Genomic DNA, 16,943 nt, shown 5'->3' with positions numbered 1-16,943 from the left:
CCACGCAACCAGAACGCGGGAGCCTGCCTTCCGGTTCCGGAACAGTGCGCCGGTCAGCTTTGGGCCTTCAGCCCGTCGAGCATCGCCTGCACGGCCGCCCGGCCGGCCTCCAGCGCTTCGGGGGAACGGGCGCGCACCACCAGTTCGGTCCAGAAGCGGCCATCCTGATATTTCGGATAGGAGCCGATGATCGTGTCGGGATGGGCTTTCTGGATCTCGCCGAGCGGCGTGCCGATGGCGCCCTCGCCGAACGGGCTCCGGATCGCCGTGGAGAGCAGCCTGGTGCCTGTCGTGAGCGTGGGCACGACATTGTCGAGCATGGCCTGGAACACGGCCGGGACGCCGGCCATCACATGGACGTTCTCGACACGGAAGCCCGGAGCCGTCGAGACGGGATTGTCGATATGCTCCGCGCCGCGCGGCATGCGCGCCATGCGCTTGCGGGCATCGGTATATTCCATGCCGCGCGCGGCGTAGTTGGCCTCGAGCATCGCATAGGCCCTGGCGTCGTATTCGCAAAGGACGCCGAAGGCCTTGGCGATCGAGTCGGCGGTGATGTCGTCATGGGTGGGGCCGATGCCGCCGCTGGTGAAGACGTAGGTGTAGCGGACGCGCAGCCCGTTCACCGCCTCGACGATCGCGTCCTCGTCGTCGGCGACGATACGGACTTCCTTCAGGTCGATGCCGATCGCGGTCATGATGTCCGCGAGGTGGCCGATATTGCGATCCTTGGTGCGGCCGGACAGGATCTCGTCGCCGATGACGATCATGGCGGCGGTAACGATATCGGTCATGGCGCATCCCCGGCAAACGGTCAGCGTCACATAGCGCCCATCCGGCGAGCCGGCAATGGTCGCCGAACTGTGAACGAACTGTCGACGGCGTCGGCGTTTCGGCGTCGGCGTCGGGGCGATAAGGTCCGTTGTATCGGGCGGCGCGGGCGGCGTCCGCCTGAACGGCTTTCACAGGAGACAAACCATGGCCAAGGTGCTGGTGCTTTATTATTCGAGCTGGGGACATAGCGAGGCGATGGCGAGGTCCGCGGCCGAGGGCGCGCGCGAGACCGGCGCCGACGTCACCGTCAAGCGGGTGCGCGAACTGGTGCCGGAAGAGGTCGCCAAGGCGGCCTATTACAAGCTCGACCAGGAGGCGCCTTTCGCCGAGCCGCTGGAACTCGAGAACTATGACGGCCTCATCCTCGCCTTCTCGACGCGCTACGGCGCGATGGCTGCCCAGATGAAGAACTTCCTCGACCAGACCGGGCCGCTCTGGGTCAAGGGCGCCCTGGTCAACAAGGTGGCCACGGTGATGTCGTCGACCTCCACGCAGCACGGCGGAGCCGAGATCTCGATCCTGACCGCCCAGGCCTCGCTGCAGCATCACGGCATGATCATCGTCCCCTTGTCCTACGCTTACCAGGGCCAGATGGGCAACGACGTGGTGCGCGGCGGCTCGCCCTACGGCATGACGACAACCTCCGATTCCGACGGCTCGCGCCAGCCGTCCCAGCAGGAGCTGGAGGGCGCGCGCTTCCAGGGCAAGCGGCTCGCCGAGATCACGATCAAGCTGCACGGCTGATCGAAATTCTCCGTAGAAAGGACACCGCGGCCGGCATTCCCGGCCGCACTGTCCTTTGCCGGCATGAGGGCTCCCTTGCGCATCGCGCTGTCCTGCAGTTTCGGTGCCTGTGCCGAGCCGTTCTTTCGTTTTCGCACCGGATCCTTGTTGAAACCGGTGTCGATTTTCGGGCCCTATGAGCTAAGGAGACATCGGGAAATAATCGCTTCGCTTTGCGCCGCCCCTCACTGTCCGGCCGGTCATCCGGCAGGACAGTGAGGGGCAACGCAGTGGCGGCCGCACCGCACCTCCTTCGCCAGATCCTAGTCGAAGCGATTCGGCTAATTTTAGACACTGCCTAAGCAGGCTCGCGTGGCTTCGCCCACGCTTCACCCGCTCAGCTTCTTATATTTGCCGCAGGTTTTTACCGGAAACCGCGGGACACTTTTCCGAAACCTGCTTAGATTGTCGGCGTCGTCACCGGCCTCGGGGGAATCATGACCTTTGTGTCGATCGTGCTGTCGGTCATTGCGTTGCTGCTGGCCGCGGTGCTGGCGGCGCTCGCCCTCGCCGTGTTCAGGACACGCAGGATCGCGGCGAAGGCCGAGAAGATGGTGCCGCCTACTGGCAAGTTCGTCACCGTCCACGGCAACCGGATCCATTACGTCGAGAAGGGCAGGGGCCGGCCCATCCTCTTCATCCACGGGCTCGGCGCGCAACTCCACCAGTTCCGCTCGCCGCTCTTCGACCGCTTCGGCTCGGGCTACCGGCTGATCGCCATCGACAGGCCGGGCTCCGGCTATTCCGTCCGGGCGCGCGACGCGACGGGCCGCCTGCCCGAGCAGGCCCTCGTCATCCGCCATTTCATCGAGGCGCTGGAACTGAACAAGCCGCTGGTCGTCGGCCATTCGCTGGGCGGAGCCGTGTCGCTGGCGCTGGCGATCGAGCATCCGGACGTGGTGTCGGGCCTCGCTCTCCTGTCGCCGCACACGCATCACACGGGCGAGGTGGCGCCGGAATTCGCCGCCCTCTACATTCCCTCGCCGCTGAAGCGTCGCCTGGTCGCCGAGACGGTGGCCGTGCCGGCCGCGCTGAAATATGCCGACCAGACGCTCGGCTTCGTCTTCGGCCCGCAGCCGCCGCCGGCCGACTACATGACCGAGGGCGGCGGCTGGCTGGGGCTGAGACCGAGCCATTTTTACGCGACCTCGACCGATATCGTCGCGGCGGGCGTCGACTATCCCGCGATCCAGAAGCGCTTCGGCGAGATCAAGGTGCCGGTCGGCATCCTGTTCGGCACGGCCGACCGCGTGCTCGACTACCAGAAACACGGCGTCGACATGGTCGGCAGGATCCCCGGCCTCGACCTGGAACTGGCTGACGGCGTCGGCCATATGCCGCAATTCTCCGCCGCCGCGCAGACGGTGGCCTTCATCCGCCGCATCGCGGAGCGGGCTTTCGCCGCCTGAAGCGAGTGAAGTCGATCTTGCCCGCCGGCTGCTGCGGCTCCGCATCCGGAACGGCTTGACCTTCGCGCCAAGCCGTTTGAAAAGAGCCACCGGGCGGACGTGGTGGAACTGGTAGACACAAGAGACTTAAAATCTCTCGCCTTCACCGGCTTGCGGGTTCGATCCCCGCCGTCCGCACCATCTTCCCGACCTCGCGTCCGTTTGGTTTCGCTCACGACTTGGATGAGGCCGCGCCACCGACCGACGCGCTACTTGCGGTTGATTTTCGTGACGGCTAGACATTGTCGCACGTCCAGGACGTTGCTGGCGCACGAGTCGTTCTTTCTGCGGAGTGTTGATCGCGCGTCAGTTGCGTCGTTCGTTCCGGCTGCTGGGAAAGAACCAGTCCCCGAAATCCTCGTTTGCGGCTATGCACTTTTTATGGTACATGGACATTATATGATGCCATATGACTACTGAGGCGCCGCGCAGAATCCCGGTCGTGTTCTACCGTACGGCTGGCGGCAACGAGGTCGTTCGGGACTGGCTGCGTGGCCTCGATGAAAACGATCGGCAAGCCATCGGGCTTGATTTGATGCGCGTTCAATATCGCTGGCCGGTGGGCATGCCTTTGTGCAGACCACTCAGCGGCGGATTGTGGGAAGTGCGCACATCGCTTTCCGGCGGGCGGATCGCCCGCATGCTGTTTTGTGTGCGGGCAGACGCAATCCTGGTGCTCTCCGGGTTCATCAAGAAAACCCAGAAGACCCCGGACGAGGAACTGACGCTGGCCCGCAAGCGAATGAAAGAGTTCATGCCGTAGGAGGCAGCTATGATGGAAGAAGGCAACAAGGGACGTTCGACCGAAGGGCTTGTCACCCTCGATGAGTTCCTGACCGAAGAAGGCAAGCGCGAGGAGTTCGAGGCGATCGCCATCAAGGAAGTGCTCGCCTGGCAGCTTGAGAACGCCATGAGGGAAAAGAAGCTCTCGAAGCGCCAGATGGCCGCGCAGATGGGAACGAGCCGCAGTCAGGTGGACCGCCTGCTCGACCCCAAGGACGGCAACGTCACGCTGACTACCTTGCAGCGCGCGGCCGAAATGGTCGGACGCAAGGTGCGGATCGAGTTTGTCTAGAAACTGGTTGCGACATGGCTGAAGGACTCGTCGTCCCGGCTGTGGCGGGCAGAAGCACGTCTCCCAAGTGTTACTCGGTTTCGGGAAAAAGGACATACGTCAAATCAAGTACCTGCAGCGTGTCGCGAGTATCCTTCTTCATGCGACACGCTGCAGACCGGCCGGCCGGCTACAGTCCCTCCAGAACCCTCGTTTGGATTCCTCGAGTCACACCATCGCTCAGAACACTTCCGCTACAGGCAGCCCCAGCGCGATCGACCCGGAATAGCGCGCCTGCGGGCCGGCCTGCAGGGGGTGGTAGCGCGCACCCTGGATGTCGCGGAAACACCGTTCGAGGCCATTGGCGCGATAGAAGCCGGCGCCGCCGGCCAGTTCCATGGCGAATTCGACGGCCTGGATGGCATTCTGTGCCACCAGCGTGCGGCCGATCATCACCTCGTTGACGGACTCCGCCGAGGGATTGTTCCGTTCGACCACCTCCACCATGTGGCGGTGCGCGATCTGCGCAGCGCGAAGCGTCGTCTCCATGCGGCCCGCAAGTTCCGTCAGGTGGTGGTTCGGCTGCTTCCCGGCCGCGAGCCCGATGGCGATGTCGCGTGCGCTTTGAGCTACTCCCAGATAGACAGCATAGATCAGCGGGAACGCGGTCGTGGCGATCACCTGGAACAGCGGATGCCACTCGCCCGCCTTGCGGGACAAGGCGACCGCGGCGTCGGGTATGAAGTGCCCGTCGACGACCACATCGTTCGAACCTGTGCCGCGCATGCCGAGGGTGCGCCATGTGTCGACGATCTTGACCGTCTCGGCTTTCATCGGCAGGCCGAAATGGATGACCATGCGCGTGCCGTCCTGCTCGGTGATCGCGCCCGTCATCAAAAGGTCGCCCGCCTCGGCGCCCGACGTGAAGACCTTGCGCGCCGTGACGCGGTAGCCGCCTTCGACCCTTTCGGCCTTGCCCGACCCGCCGATCCAGTCGGAACCGCCGCTCGACAGGAGAATGATGCGATCCGTCGCGACGCGGCGCAGCAGCGGCTCGACCGCGGCCACCTTCTGATGCCGCCAGCGCCAGGCCGGGATTGCGACCTGGTGGGTGTGCATGGAAAAGGCGAGCGCCGTCGAGGCGCAGCCATGCGCCATCGTCCGCAGCATTTCGCAGAGTTCCGCGATCTCGGCGCCGCCGCCGCCCAGTTCCACGGGCACGCCGGTTTCGACGAGCCCCGCGTCTTTCAATGCCGCGTAGTTCTCGGCGACGAAACGGTCGCCTGCGTCATGGGCATCCGCCCTCTTTGCAAATCCGGGAAGCAGTTCCCGGACGATGTCGACCACGCGTCCCGCCGGGGCCGGACCAAAGTTCTTCAGTCTCGATGTTTCGGGTGCCGCCAATGTCATCTGATGATCCTCCGTGGGATTTTCCCAGTGGCAGGATCGCGCCATGAAAGGCGCGGGTCCAGTTCACGAACTGTACCGCTCGCTGGCTGGTCAGCTTTTCGAAGAGGCGGACAAGAATAGATGGATAGAAATATGCGCCATATATGGAGAAAAGCGTATGAACGATGCCTGCCGGAAGTGTGCTCTTGCGCAAGCCAGGCGAAACGGCAGGTTGCTTTGCGGTGCGGGTCCGAGATGTTATCCTGATTGCGGTCAACCACGGTGGATTGCATGCTTGGCGGATATGGACAGTTCTGTCCCGTTTCCATGGCGTCGGAAATCCTGTGTTCCCGCTGGACGACGCTGGTCATCCGTGAGTTGCTGTCGGGAACGACGCGGTTCAACGACCTGAGGCGCGGCGTACCCCGGATGTCGCCCGCGCTTTTGTCCAAACGCTTGAAAGAACTGGAGAAAGCCGGCGTCATCGAGAAGAAGAACGGCGGTGCGGCCGAATATCGTCTGACGGCGGCGGGCGAGGATCTCCGCGGCATCATCATGGGGCTCGGCTTCTGGGGAACGCGCTGGGTGGAATCGCAGCTTTCGCTGCGCAATCTCGACCCGTCGCTTCTGATGTGGGACATGCGCCGCAATCTCAATCCAGAGCCTTTGCCCCCGCGCCGCTGCACGATTCAGTTTCAGTACCCCGAACTGTCGGCCAAGCAGAAGAACTGGTGGCTGGTCGTCGACGGCGGCGAGGTCGATCTGTGCAATTTCGACCCTGGTTTCGATATCGACCTCATGGTCCGCTCTTCATTGAGGAGCATGACCGCGATCTGGATGGGCCTGGCGAAGGTGAGGGCCGAGGTCGAGGCCGGTGCTCTCGCGGCGATCCCGCGATCGCGCGCGCCATGCAGCAATGGCTGGGCCTCAGCCCTTTCGCCGGTGCCGCGCGGGCATAGGGCGTAGCCGCTCCCTCGCCCCCCCCCCCCCGGGAGGGCAGGGTTGCCCGCCCTCAATTCTCCTCGACGAACACTTCCTCGCGCTTCTTCTTCACGCTCGGCAGGAACACGACGATGAGCACGGCCGCGGCGATGGCGAGCAGCGTGGCGCTGATCGGCCGCGTGACGAAGACGGATGGATCGCCGCGCGACAGGATCATGGCGCGCCTCAGATTCTCCTCGAGCAGCGGGCCGAGCACGAATCCGAGCAGCAGCGGCGCCGGTTCGCAGCGCAGCTTGACGAGCACGTAGCCGATGAACCCGAAGAAGGCGACCGCGAAGAGGTCGTAGATGTTGGCGTTGACGCTGTAGACCCCGATCGAGCAGAAGGCCATGATGATCGGGAACAGCACGTAGTAGGGCACCGTCAGCAGCTTCACCCACAGGCCGATCAGCGGCAGGTTGAGGATGACGAGCATCAGGTTGCCGATCCACATGGACGCGATGATGCCCCAGAACAGGGCCGGCTGCTCGGTCGCGACATTGGGGCCCGGCACGATGCCCTGGATGATCATGGCGCCGATCATCAGCGCCATGACCGGGTTGGCGGGAATACCCAGCGTCAGCATCGGGATGAAGGAGGTCTGCGCGCCGGCATTGTTGGCCGATTCGGGACCGGCGACGCCGGCGATGGCTCCCTTGCCGAACTCCTCGGGGCGGTCGGAAAGCCGCTTCTCGACCGTGTAGGAGGCGAAGGCGGCGAGGATGGCGCCGCCGCCAGGCAGGATGCCGAGCGCCGAGCCGATCGCCGTGCCGCGCAGGATCGGCGCCGTCATGCGCCTGAAATCCTCGCGCGTCGGCAGCAGGCCGCTGACCTTGCGGATCAGCACCGAGCGCTCATGCTCGTTCTCCAGGTTGCGCAGGATCTCGGCGATGCCGAAGACGCCGACCGCCACCGCGACGAAATTCAGCCCATCGGCATATTCGGTGATCCCCAGTGTGAAGCGCGGAGTGCCGGAATAGATGTCGGTTCCGACGAGGCCGAGCAGCAGGCCGAGCACGACCATGGCCAGCGCCTTCACGATCGAACCGTGCGCGAGCGCGATCGACGAGACGAGGCCGACCACCATCAGCGAGAAATATTCCGCCGCCCCGAATTCCAGCGCGATGGCCGTCAGTGGCGGTGCGAAAAGCGCCACGAGGAAGGTCGAGACCGTGCCGGCGAAGAAGGAGCCGATCGCGGCGATGGCGAGAGCCGCGCCCGCCCGGCCGTTGCGGGCCATCTGGTAGCCGTCGATGGCCGTGACGGCGGACGAGGATTCGCCCGGCATGTTGATCAGGATCGCCGTGGTCGAGCCGCCATATTGGGCGCCGTAATAGATGCCGGCCAGCATGATGAGCGAGGAGACGGGATCGCCGATCTGGAAGGTGATCGGCAGCAGCATCGCGATGGTTGCCGTGGCGCCGATGCCCGGCAGCACGCCGATCAGCGTGCCGAGCAGGACGCCTATCAGGCAGAAGCCGAGATTGGCGAGCGTCGAGGCGGTCGCGAAACCGAGGCCGAGATTGGACAAGAGTTCCATCCTGCCCTCCTCAGAAACGCAGCCAGGGGCCGAACCGTTGGTACGGCAGGCCGAGCCCGTAGCTGAAGACGACGACCGAAAAGGCGGTCAGCGCCGCAGCCAGCACCAATGCCATGAGCGGCGTCATGCGCGTGCTGGCGAAAGAGGCGACGAGAGCGCTGATGAACACGGCCGGGACGAAGCCGAACCCGCGCACCGTGAGGCCGAACAGGATCGGCGCGGGCAGGATGAGAAGCATGCCGCGCCAGGCGATCGGCCCGATCGGTTCGCTTTCCACCTTGGTAGCCTGCACCAGGATGACGAGGCCGAGCACGATCAGAACTCCGGAAAGGACGAGCGGAAAATAGCCCGGTCCCATCCTGAAGGCAGTGCCGATCTCCAGCCCGACCGACTGGACGAGAAAGAACAGCCCGACGACCAGGAAAAGCGCTCCGCAGAGGCCGTTCGTCGGATCGATACGCAGGGATTTCATGACGTTCCTATCCCTTGTTGCTTTGAGCGGCGTCGGGTTCCGACGCTCCTGTTCGTGAAGGCTGCCAGCGTCGACCGGACCGTTTCTCCGAAGAAGCCCGACGGCCTGCGGCCGAGGGCTGGCAAATGCCGGGAACTCGCCCGGCGGCCCGAACTCCTGCCTGAAGAGCGGCGGATGCACCGATGGGATCGATGATATCGGTGCTGCCGCTCGATCCCTCTATTATAGCATCGGATTCATCCCGATACCGGTACCCGCTTTCGGGTCCGATGCTGCAGGGGGCGCGCCTCCACGGCGCGCCTTCCCGATAACACAGGCCGCTGGTCGGGAGATCAGTCGGCGTATTGGCCGGCAGCCTCGATGATCGGCTTCCAGCGAGCGATCTCGCTTTCAAGCTTGGCCTTGAGGGCGGCAGGTGTGGCGTCGGCGTCGGAGGAAGGCGTCGTGCCGAGCTCGGCGAAGCGGGCGACGACGTTCGGGTCCTTGAGCGCCACCTGGAGCGACTTCGACAGGCGCTCCGTCACTTCGGCGGGCGTTCCCTTCGGCGCATAGAGCCCATGCCAGATGCCGACCTGCACGGCGGGAAGGCCCGCTTCTGTCGTTGTGGGCACGTCGGGCAGCACGTCGAGGCGTTCCGGCGAGGTGACGGCATAGGCCTTGATCGTCCCGCCGGTGATCTGCTTGGTCGTGTTGGTGGTCTGGTCGCACATGATGTCGACCTGTCCGCCGAGCAGATCGGTCATGGCGGGGCCGGTCCCCTTGTAGGGAACGGTGACGAGTGGCGTCTCGATGGCGTTCATGAACAGCATCCCGCATAGATGCGATGCGGCACCTAAGCCGGCATTGGCGACCGTGACCGTGTCCTTGTTCGCCTTGGCATATTCGACCAGGCTCTTCAGGTCGGTCGGCTCGAGATCCTTGCGCGCCACGATGGTCATCGGAACCTCGGTGACGAGGCCGACATATTCGAAAGCGTTCAGCGTATCGTAGGCGAGTTTCCGATAGAGCGTGGCACTGGTGGCCATGCCGATGTGATAGAGGAGCAGCGTGTAGCCGTCCGGATCGGCTTTCGCCACGCGCCCAGCCCCCAGCGTGCCGCCGGCACCGCCCACATTCTCGACGATGATCTGCTGGCCGAGGTCCTTGGACATGGCTTCGGCGACGAGACGCGTCACCGTGTCGGTCGGTCCGCCCGCGGAGAAGGGCACGACGATGGTCACCGTACGGTCGGGATAGGTCTGCGCCGAGGCCGCGAACGACGACAGCGAAAGCGTCACGGCCGCGCCGATGGCGGCAATCATATTCTTCATGGGTGTCCTCCCGGTCTGCATTTATCCGCCCGGCCCGCACGCAAGCTCCCCGGCGTGCCGGCTGGGGATCGGGCCATCAAGACATCCGGCCGCAATATGTGCAAATGCCGCGACCGTGCCGCCCGCCATTTTTACACCATCGGCCTCGCGCCGTGGGTGGAAAACGTGACATAGGGCGATGGTGGTGTGTGGATTTCCACCCATCGACGGGCGACCGGCTGCCTGACGGGGCGAATGAAGCAGCTCGCGCTGCTCACACACTGTCGAGGTCGTGCCGTCCGAGGCCGTATTTCTGCATCTTCTCGTAGAGGGTCTTGCGCGAGATGCGCAGCGATTCGTAGACGGGCTTGAGGCTTCCGCCGTGGGCGGCGAGGGCTCCCGCGATGATGCTCCGCTCGAAATCGGCGACCCGGTCTGCGAGGCCGGCATGGGCAGGGCCGGTTCCGAGCGGCTCGGCCGGTCCGAGGCCCAGCACGAAACGATCGGCGGCGTTGCGCAGCTCGCGCACATTGCCCGGCCAGTCCCGCCGCGCGACGTCGGCGATGATCGCGGGCGGCACGTCGATCGGCCCGCGACGGTAACGAACGGCCGCTTCGTTGACGAGCTGGAGGAAGAGCAGGGGCACGTCCTCGCGCCGGGCGCCGAGCGCCGGCATGCGCAGCGTCACCATGTTGAGCCGATAGAGCAGGTCGGCGCGGAAGCGGCCGGCTGCGGCCTCCGCGTCGAGATCGGTATTGCTTGCGGCGATGAAGCGCACGTCGAGCGGCACGGCCTCGTTGGAGCCGAGCCGCGTGATGCGGCGCTCGTCGATCACCCGCAGCAGCTTGGCCTGGAGGTCGAGCGGCATGGAGCCGATCTCGTCGAGCAGGATCGTGCCGCCGCGTGCATGCTCGAACTTGCCGTAGCGGGCACGGATCGCGCCGGGAAAGGCGCCGGCCTCGTGGCCGAACAGTTCGCTTTCGATCAGATTGGCCGGCAGCGCCGCGCAATCGATGGCCACGAACGGCCTTTCCGCCCGCGCGCTGATGTCGTGGAGCGCGCGTGCCGCGACCTCCTTGCCCGTCCCGGTGTCGCCGATGACGAGCACATCGGCATCGGTGGCCGCGACCGCGCGCAGGCGGTAGCGCAGGTCGACCATGAGTTGTGTGCGGCCGGGCAGGCGCGCCTCGATGTCGTCGCGCTTGCCGGCCTCGGCGCGCAGGCGCCGGTTCTCGATCACAAGGCTGCGCCGGTCGAGCGCGCGCGCCGCGATGTCGGCGAGTTCCTGTGCGTTGAAAGGTTTTTCCAGGAAATCATAGGCGCCCTCGCGCATTGCCTTCACTGCGAGCTGGACGTCGGCATGGCCGGTGATGAGGATGACGGGGATGTCCGGATCGATCTCGCGGATCTTGCCCATCAGGGTCATGCCGTCCATGTCGGGCATGCGGATGTCGGTGACCACGATGCCCTTGAAGCCGTAGCCGACGATGTCGAGCACGGGTTCGCCGGCGGCGAAGCTTCTGACATCGAAGCCGGCGAGATCGAGGGCCTGGCTCGACGAACGGCGCAGTTCCTCCTCGTCGTCGACCAGCAGTATCGTCGGCTTCATTCCGCAGCCTCCGTCACCGGCAGCCGCGCGGCTTCGAGCTCGATTGTGAAGACCGCGCCGCCTTCCTCATGGTTGCCGACCGAAAGGCTGCCGCCGAAATCCTTGACGATATTGTAGGAGATGGAGAGGCCGAGGCCGAGACCCTTGCCTATTCCCTTGGTGGTGAAGAACGGATCGAAGATGCGCTCGGCGATCGCAGCCGGAACGCCGGGGCCGCGGTCGCGCACGGTGATCGTCACCTTGCCCGACTTGCGCCGCGCCACGATGTCGATCGTCCTGGCTTCGCGACCTTCGATGGCGTCGGCAGCGTTGGAGATGATGTTGACGAGGACCTGCTGGAGCCGCACCGAGCCGGCGCGGACGGCCAGCGGCGTCGTGCCGAGGTCGACGTTCGCGCGGGCATCGGCGGCCTTCAGGCGCGCGGCGACGATCTCCAGCGTGTCCCTGATCGTGTCGGCGAGCGGCACCGCGCCGAGCTTCTCGTTGGGCTTGCGCGCGAAGTTGCGCAGATGCCGGCCGAGCGAGGCCATGCGGTCGGCAAGGCCCGAGATGCGCGTGAGGTTGTCGCGGGCCTCCGCCATTCGCTTCCGGTCGATCAGGATCGCCGCATTGTCGGCATAGGTCTTCACCGCTGCAAGCGGCTGGTTGAATTCGTGCGACAGGGCGGCCGACATCTGGCCGAGCGCGGCGAGCTTGCCGGCCTGGATCAGATCGGCCTGTGTCTGCCGGAGCTGCCGCTCGGTGGCGCGGCGCTCCGCCACCTCGGTTTCGAGCTGCCGGTTGACCAGAGCGAGATCGGCCGTGCGTTCCTCCACGCGCCGCTCCAGCTCTGCCCTGGCCGTCCTCTGCAACTCCATCCGATCGGCCAGTCGCGCGCGTCTTTGCATGACGATCGCCGCGGCGAGGGCGGCGAGGCCGAGCAGCAGCAGGGCGGCGGCGACCGCTGTGATCGCCTGGGCCCGGGCGGAAGCGGTGTCGGTCAGGATGTTCACCGTCCAGCCGGCTTCGGGCATTGGTTCGGCCAAAGCGAGATACTCGCGCACGTTGTCGCCGGTCTCCACGCTGATCAGTTCGCGGCCGTCCGAGACGGTTCGTCCGGTTATGGGAAGCTCGCGAAGCTCCGCGTCGGAATAGCGCCTCGACACTTGCGTGCGCGCCAGCCGGTCCGCGGTCAGCGGCAGCAGGCCGGAATAGAGCCATTCGGGCCGGCCGCTCATGAAGATGATGCCTTCGGGATCGGAGACGAAGATCGCATGCTCGCCGCCCATCCAGGAGGCTTCGATCGCGTCGAGGTCGACCTTGAACACGACCACGCCCCGGATAGCGCCGCCGATGCGCACCGGCGAGGAGAAGTAGTAGCCCCGCTTCTGCGATGTCGTGCCCAGCGCGAAGAAGCGGCCCTGCTCGCCGGTCATGGCGTCCTGGAAGTAGGGACGGTAGGAGAAATTTCCGCCGACGAAACTGGCCGGGCCCTGGTGGTTGCTGGCCGCTATCGTCTCCCCGTCGGGCACCATCACATAGATGTCTGAAGACTGGAGCAGCGCGTTGATCTCCTCGAGATAGTCGTTGGCGCGGGCCCGCAGACCGGCGTTGCCGGGGTCGGCCACCAGTTCCTTGATGTCGTCGTGATCGGCGATCAGGGCGGGCAGCGGTTCGAAACGGTTCATATGGCCGCGCAAGGCAGCGACCGCCAGCCGGAGCGTGGTCTGGCCGCGCGCCGCCGCCTCGTCGAGATAGGCGCGCGTCGCGAGGCGGCCGACCAGGACCGCCACCACGGCGGCCACGGCGACCAGCACCAGCACTGCCCACAGCCTGCGGCCCGGGGCAAGGCTTCGATGCATGAACTGCAGTCCGTCCATCGGCGGGGTTCGTTCTCCTTTTTGCTCTCTATAGCGGCCCGGCACCTCGCCGAAAAAGGGGGCGCGGGCAACTGGTCAAAGCGCGCGGGTCTTGGCACATTCGCGGGAATCAGGAGCGAACCGATGGCGAAGAAGACGAGCGCGAGTTTTTCCAGGCCGAAACCCTGGGCGGAGGTGGCGACGCTGCTCGTCGACGTGGCCATGGGGCGCAAGCCTGCCGACCTCGTCGTGCGCAACGGCCGCTGGGTGAACGTCCATTCCGGCGAGGTGATCGCCGGAACGGATCTCGCCATCGTCGCCGGCCGCTTCGCCTATTGCGGCTCCGATGCGAGCCACGCCATCGGCCAGGGAACCAAGGTGGTCGACGCCGGCGGACGGTATCTCGTGCCGGGCCTCTGCGACGCCCACATGCATGTCGAAAGCGGCATGGTCACGGTGACCGAGTTCTGCCGGGCGGTGATCCCGCACGGCACCACCTCGATGTTCATCGACCCGCACGAAATCGCCAATGTTCTGGGCCTCGGCGGCGTCAGGCTCATGCATGACGAGGCGATGGCCATGCCGATCAACGTGCATGTCCAGATGCCGTCCTGCGTGCCCTCGGCGCCGGGACTGGAGAATGCGGGCGCCGCACTTACCGTCGCCGACGTCGTCGAGGCGATGGGCTGGGAGAACATCATCGGCCTCGGCGAAGTCATGAATTTCCCCGGCGTCGCGGCGAACGACCCCGTCATGGCCGGCGAGATCGCGGCAACGGTCAGGGCCGGCAAGACGGTCGGGGGGCATTATGCGTCGCGCGATCTCGGCCTGCCGTTCCACGGCTATGTCGCCGGGGGGGCGGAGGACGACCACGAAGGCACCCGCGCCGAGGATGCGATCGCCCGCGTCCGCCAGGGCATGAAGGCGATGCTGCGCCTCGGTTCGGCCTGGTACGACGTTGCGGCCCAGATCAAGGCCGTGACGGAGCAGGGCGTCGATCCGCGCAACTTCATCCTGTGCACCGACGACAGCCATTCGGGAACGCTGGTCGACGACGGGCACATGGACCGGGTCGTGCGCCATGCCATCGCCCAGGGGCTGAAGCCGGTGACCGCGATCCAGATGGCGACCATCAACACCGCGCAGCATTTCCGTCTCGAACGCGAGATCGGGTCGATCGCGCCGGGCCGGCTCGCCGATTTCCTCATCGTCTCCGATCTTGCCGCTCTCGCGATCGACGAGGTCTATAGCCGCGGCGTCCGGCTCGCCAGGGCAGGCAGGCTGGAGGCGGACATCCGGCCATACGACTATCCCGCGACGGCGAAGAAGACCGTGAAGCTGGGCAAGAAGCTGGCGGCAAGGGATTTCGACATCGTTGCACCGGCCGGCGCCAACGAGGTGCGGGCGCGGGTGATAGGGGTGATCGAGAACCAGGCGCCGACCCGGGCGCTTGAGGCGGATCTGCCGGTCGAGGACGGGCTGGTAGCGATGGACCGCAGGAACGACATCTGCCAGATCGCCCTGGTCGAGAGGCACCGCGGTACGGGCGGGGTCGTGAACGGCTTCGTCTCGGGCTTCGGCTACGTGGAGGACTGCGCGCTGGCCTCGACCGTGGCGCATGATTCCCACCATATGATCGTCGTCGGCACCAACAAGGAAGACATGGCTCTGGCCGCCAACCGCCTCGGCCAGGTCGGGGGCGGCGTCGTGCTGTTCTCGAAGGGCAGGGAGATCGCGCTGGTGGAGATGCCGATCGCCGGGCTGATGTCGGACGAGCGTGCCGAGATCGTGGCGGCCAAGGCCGCGAAGCTGACGGAGGCCATGCGCCAGATGGGCTGCAGCCTGAACAACGCCTATATGCAGCATTCGCTGCTGGCGCTGGTGGTGATCCCGGAACTGCGAATTTCCGATGTCGGCCTGGTCGACGTGACGACCTTCGAGAAGGTTGACCTGTTCTTGTAGAAGGGCGCCCTGCTGGCTTCCTATAGCGCATTGCGCGAAACGGATCCACGCAACACACGGTACACGACAGTAGTCGGGACGAAGGGATGGTCGCCGCGGTCGAACCAAGGGATGCCCGCTCCCACCATGGCCCGTTTTGCTGAACTTGACGAACACAACTTTTGCGTCCCACAAACAGCGCCGCCCTATCCTCGTCATTCTCGGGCCCGCGCCTACGCGAAGCGTGGGCGAGGTAACCCGAGAATCCATGCCGTGAAATCGCGGACGACTGCTTCGGTGCAGAATATGTGCCGGCTTGGGCAGGTGGATAGGCGAGCCATCCTCTTCCTCGACCGTCTCCGGCCTTCGGGTCGGTCACGGCATGGATCCACGGGTCATCGCGCGCTTCGCTGCGTGCGCTCGCCGTGGATGACGAAGCGGATATGTTGCCGCTGATCACCCGCGACCATTCTGTCGTGTGCTGTGCCCTACTTACCGCAACGCGCTGTAGGTCTTGATTTCACGCATGTCTCCCGAAACCGGTACCCGCTTTCGGGAGACATGCTTTACTGCCCCACGGCGACCTTCATCACCTCGAACGGCGTGGTGATGACGATCTCGGCCGCCGACACCAGCGTCTGGCCCAGGCCCCTGGTCAGGGTGTTGACCCGATCGGTGATCTGACTGCCGCTCGCCTCCAACTGGTCGCTTTGCAGCCGATCCCCGAGCAGCTTCACCATCAACGGATTGTCTGCGAACTTGGTGTGGTTGAGCCTGTCGCCCGCCGACAGGGAACTGATATCGGCGACGACAACGCCATAGCTGACGATATCCTTGGAGTCCGCATAGTCGCCGAGGCGCGGTCGCTGACCGGCGATCAGGCCCGATATGCTGAGGGCGCGGTCGTTGCTCGACGTCAGCACGATAAAGGGCTTCTTCGGCACGCCATAGCGCCGCATCTGGGTCTTGAAGACGTCGACGTCGATGTCGGGCGAGGCGAGCACGACGTCGCCCATCTTGCCGCCGAGGTCGCGGTCGCCGGTCATGGCGAGTTGCCGCAAAGCTTCGACCGTGACCCAGTTGCCCATTGAATGCGCGACGATGTCGATGCGCTTGGCGCCCGAGCGCTGGACCAGCCGAAGCAGATCCTCCAGCCGGTCGCGCGCAGCCGTCGCGCTGTTGTTGTCGTAGACGTAATCGCCCGTGCGGCCCGCCGACGCCCAGGTGAAGAGAACAGGCGTGCCGCTGTAGCCGGAATCATGCACGATCTGCGTGGCTCGGTAGACCGCGCCGTCGAAGGCCGTGTTGTAGCCATGGATGAAGACCATCACGCGGCCGTTGCGGCGGGCCATGTCGGCCCGCAACGCGCTGGAGAAGGCGGCTTCGTCGCGATAGGCGGCGAGCCTGGTGGCTGTGAAATATTTGGAGGGGTCGCCTTGATCGCTCTTCGGCACCTCGATGCCGCCGGTCTTGTGCACTTGAGGGACTGTCATGTCGACGCGGGCGAAGGAAGAGGCGTCGGAGCGGTCCCCGGAGAAGACCACACGAGGATCGGGGGCCTTGGCGCGGGTCGTGACCACGAAGATCTCGTGCTTGCCGGCGATCTTCGAGGCTTCGACCGGAACGGCGGTCTTCGCCAGCAGGGCGTGCGACTGGGGCCCCGCGCAGCCGGAGAGCACGATGGCCACCAGCAGTGCGGCGATCGGGTAGCGGGTTGCAACTGATGGAAACACGATGGGAATGGACCGGTTTACTCGGATTTCCC

Annotated in this window: 13 protein-coding genes, 1 tRNA gene and 1 pseudogene; 7 read left to right on the top strand and 8 right to left on the bottom strand. The window is 65.4% G+C overall.

Going from position 1 to position 16,943, the window contains the following annotated elements; translation table 11 throughout:
• Positions 1 to 53: 53 nt before the first annotated feature.
• Entirely contained in the window at positions 54 to 794 is a 741-nt protein-coding gene (locus tag JN302_RS25675; protein ID WP_202329599.1) for a competence/damage-inducible protein A, read from the bottom strand.
• Positions 795 to 978: 184 nt separating this feature from the next.
• Between JN302_RS25675 and wrbA the strand changes: the two genes are divergently transcribed.
• The 5 genes from wrbA to JN302_RS25650 all read left to right on the top strand — a co-directional run bounded on the left by wrbA (position 979) and on the right by JN302_RS25650 (position 4,140).
• Entirely contained in the window at positions 979 to 1,578 is a 600-nt protein-coding gene (gene wrbA / locus JN302_RS25670) for an NAD(P)H:quinone oxidoreductase (protein ID WP_202329598.1), read from the top strand.
• A gap of 476 nt (positions 1,579 to 2,054) precedes the next feature.
• On the top strand, positions 2,055 to 3,026 hold the full coding sequence (locus tag JN302_RS25665) for an alpha/beta fold hydrolase (RefSeq protein WP_202329597.1): 972 nt from the start codon (positions 2,055 to 2,057) through the stop codon (positions 3,024 to 3,026).
• A gap of 93 nt (positions 3,027 to 3,119) precedes the next feature.
• Positions 3,120 to 3,206, top strand: a tRNA-Leu gene (locus tag JN302_RS25660).
• Between the two features lie 301 nt (positions 3,207 to 3,507).
• On the top strand, positions 3,508 to 3,828 hold the full coding sequence (locus JN302_RS25655) for a type II toxin-antitoxin system RelE/ParE family toxin (protein ID WP_244845900.1): 321 nt from the start codon (positions 3,508 to 3,510) through the stop codon (positions 3,826 to 3,828).
• Between the two features lie 9 nt (positions 3,829 to 3,837).
• Complete coding sequence (locus JN302_RS25650) at positions 3,838 to 4,140, top strand: XRE family transcriptional regulator (RefSeq protein ID WP_342215871.1); 303 nt, start codon at positions 3,838 to 3,840, stop codon at positions 4,138 to 4,140.
• Positions 4,141 to 4,359: 219 nt separating this feature from the next.
• Here the strand turns inward: JN302_RS25650 and JN302_RS25645 are convergent, their stop codons facing one another.
• Complete coding sequence (locus JN302_RS25645) at positions 4,360 to 5,529, bottom strand: acyl-CoA dehydrogenase family protein (protein WP_202329595.1); 1,170 nt, start codon at positions 5,527 to 5,529, stop codon at positions 4,360 to 4,362.
• A gap of 270 nt (positions 5,530 to 5,799) precedes the next feature.
• Here JN302_RS25645 and JN302_RS25640 point away from each other — a divergent pair.
• Positions 5,800 to 6,467, top strand: a pseudogene (locus tag JN302_RS25640) (winged helix-turn-helix transcriptional regulator).
• 53 nt (positions 6,468 to 6,520) lie between these two features.
• Here JN302_RS25640 and JN302_RS25635 read toward each other — a convergent pair.
• The 5 genes from JN302_RS25635 to JN302_RS25615 form a co-directional block, all read right to left on the bottom strand.
• On the bottom strand, positions 6,521 to 8,029 hold the full coding sequence (locus tag JN302_RS25635) for a tripartite tricarboxylate transporter permease (RefSeq protein WP_202306785.1): 1,509 nt from the start codon (positions 8,027 to 8,029) through the stop codon (positions 6,521 to 6,523).
• A gap of 10 nt (positions 8,030 to 8,039) precedes the next feature.
• Entirely contained in the window at positions 8,040 to 8,501 is a 462-nt protein-coding gene (locus JN302_RS25630) for a tripartite tricarboxylate transporter TctB family protein (protein ID WP_202306783.1), read from the bottom strand.
• 332 nt (positions 8,502 to 8,833) lie between these two features.
• Complete coding sequence (locus JN302_RS25625; RefSeq protein WP_202306781.1) at positions 8,834 to 9,811, bottom strand: tripartite tricarboxylate transporter substrate-binding protein; 978 nt, start codon at positions 9,809 to 9,811, stop codon at positions 8,834 to 8,836.
• Between the two features lie 253 nt (positions 9,812 to 10,064).
• The gene (locus JN302_RS25620) at positions 10,065 to 11,399 is read right to left on the bottom strand and encodes a sigma-54-dependent transcriptional regulator (RefSeq protein ID WP_202329594.1); all 1,335 of its coding nucleotides are present in this window, start codon (positions 11,397 to 11,399) and stop codon (positions 10,065 to 10,067) included.
• Positions 11,396 to 13,258, bottom strand: coding sequence for a sensor histidine kinase (locus tag JN302_RS25615; RefSeq protein ID WP_202329593.1), 1,863 nt, complete (start codon positions 13,256 to 13,258; stop codon positions 11,396 to 11,398). Before JN302_RS25615 ends, JN302_RS25620 begins: the two co-directional genes overlap by 4 nt.
• 123 nt (positions 13,259 to 13,381) lie before the next feature.
• Between JN302_RS25615 and ade the strand changes: the two genes are divergently transcribed.
• Positions 13,382 to 15,199 (top strand): adenine deaminase, encoded by a 1,818-nt coding sequence (ade, locus tag JN302_RS25610; protein WP_202329592.1) that lies wholly within the window; start codon positions 13,382 to 13,384, stop codon positions 15,197 to 15,199.
• A gap of 545 nt (positions 15,200 to 15,744) precedes the next feature.
• On the opposite strand, the gene JN302_RS25605 is transcribed toward ade, so the two are convergent.
• Complete coding sequence (locus JN302_RS25605) at positions 15,745 to 16,911, bottom strand: alpha/beta hydrolase (protein ID WP_244845898.1); 1,167 nt, start codon at positions 16,909 to 16,911, stop codon at positions 15,745 to 15,747.
• Between the last annotated feature and the right edge of the window lie 32 nt (positions 16,912 to 16,943).

This window comes from Mesorhizobium sp. L-8-3 (assembly GCF_016756615.1).
Lineage (GTDB): Bacteria > Pseudomonadota > Alphaproteobacteria > Rhizobiales > Rhizobiaceae.
The sequence above is the reverse complement of the archived record's forward strand: the minus strand, read 5'-3'. Positions and strand labels throughout refer to the sequence as shown.

Excerpts from the sequence above, each read along its gene's own strand:
- JN302_RS25675 (WP_202329599.1), bottom strand. The coding sequence starts at position 794 with ATGACCGATATCGTTACCGCCGCCATGATCGTCATCGGCGACGAGATC.
- wrbA (WP_202329598.1), top strand. The coding sequence starts at position 979 with ATGGCCAAGGTGCTGGTGCTTTATTATTCGAGCTGGGGACATAGCGAG.
- JN302_RS25665 (WP_202329597.1), top strand. The coding sequence starts at position 2,055 with ATGACCTTTGTGTCGATCGTGCTGTCGGTCATTGCGTTGCTGCTGGCC.
- JN302_RS25650 (WP_342215871.1), top strand. The coding sequence starts at position 3,838 with ATGATGGAAGAAGGCAACAAGGGACGTTCGACCGAAGGGCTTGTCACC.
- JN302_RS25645 (WP_202329595.1), bottom strand. The coding sequence starts at position 5,529 with ATGACATTGGCGGCACCCGAAACATCGAGACTGAAGAACTTTGGTCCG.
- JN302_RS25635 (WP_202306785.1), bottom strand. The coding sequence starts at position 8,029 with ATGGAACTCTTGTCCAATCTCGGCCTCGGTTTCGCGACCGCCTCGACG.
- JN302_RS25630 (WP_202306783.1), bottom strand. The coding sequence starts at position 8,501 with ATGAAATCCCTGCGTATCGATCCGACGAACGGCCTCTGCGGAGCGCTT.
- JN302_RS25625 (WP_202306781.1), bottom strand. The coding sequence starts at position 9,811 with ATGAAGAATATGATTGCCGCCATCGGCGCGGCCGTGACGCTTTCGCTG.
- JN302_RS25620 (WP_202329594.1), bottom strand. The coding sequence starts at position 11,399 with ATGAAGCCGACGATACTGCTGGTCGACGACGAGGAGGAACTGCGCCGT.
- JN302_RS25615 (WP_202329593.1), bottom strand. The coding sequence starts at position 13,258 with ATGGACGGACTGCAGTTCATGCATCGAAGCCTTGCCCCGGGCCGCAGG.
- ade (WP_202329592.1), top strand. The coding sequence starts at position 13,382 with ATGGCGAAGAAGACGAGCGCGAGTTTTTCCAGGCCGAAACCCTGGGCG.